This is a genomic window from Shigella sp. FC1567 (genome assembly GCF_001743015.1).
Taxonomy (GTDB): domain Bacteria; phylum Pseudomonadota; class Gammaproteobacteria; order Enterobacterales; family Enterobacteriaceae; genus Escherichia; species Escherichia coli.
Window position 1 is genome coordinate 1 of the sequence record NZ_MIIV01000362.1, and the last position, 643, is coordinate 643.

A 643-nucleotide genomic window follows, 5' to 3' on the forward strand; every position below is an offset into this window, starting at 1 on the left:
TTCCAGCTCTTTCAGACGCTGACGTTCAGCGGTGGTGAGCCCGCCATCACCGCCTCCGGTATCCCGCTCATGCTGGCGTACCCAGACACGCAGAGTCTCCGGTGTACAGCCAATCTTTGGGGCAATGGAACAAATTGCCGCCCACTGTGAGTCATATTCGCCCTGACTTTCCAGAACCATACGAATCGCCCTCTGACGGACTTCGGGGGAAAAACGAGTATTTTTAGTCATCCTGTTTACCTCTTTCTCAGGAAGTTTAGTCTCCAGGATTCCCGGGGCGGTTCAGGTCACACTCTGCCAAGTGTTCGGGGTTCATCGCAGCAGCTACAGATACTGGAAAAACCGTCCTGAAAAACCAGACGGCAGACGGGCTGTATTACGCAGTCAGGTACTTGAGCTACATGGCATCAGCCATGGTTCGGCCGGAGCAAGAAGCATCGCCACAATGGCAACCCGGAGAGGCTACCAGATGGGACGCTGGCTTGCTGGCAGGCACATGAAAGAGCTGGGGCTGGTCAGCTGTCAGCAGCCGACTCACCGGTATAAACGTGGTGGTCATGAACATGTTGCTATCCCTAACTACCTTGAAAGGCAGTTCGCCGTGACCGAGCCAAATCAGGTGTGGTGCGGTGATGTGACCTGT

At 55.1% G+C, this 643-nt stretch carries 1 protein-coding gene and 1 pseudogene; one reads left to right on the plus strand and one right to left on the minus strand.

Annotated elements, in window-relative coordinates:
• Positions 1-231: IS3 family transposase (locus tag BHE85_RS17830; RefSeq protein ID WP_023147292.1), on the minus strand; the 231-nt coding region annotated here is incomplete at its 3' end.
• A 25-nt stretch (positions 232-256) separates the two neighbouring features.
• Between BHE85_RS17830 and BHE85_RS17835 the strand changes: the two are divergent.
• Positions 257-643 (plus strand): annotated as a pseudogene (locus BHE85_RS17835) (IS3 family transposase); the annotation flags it as partial.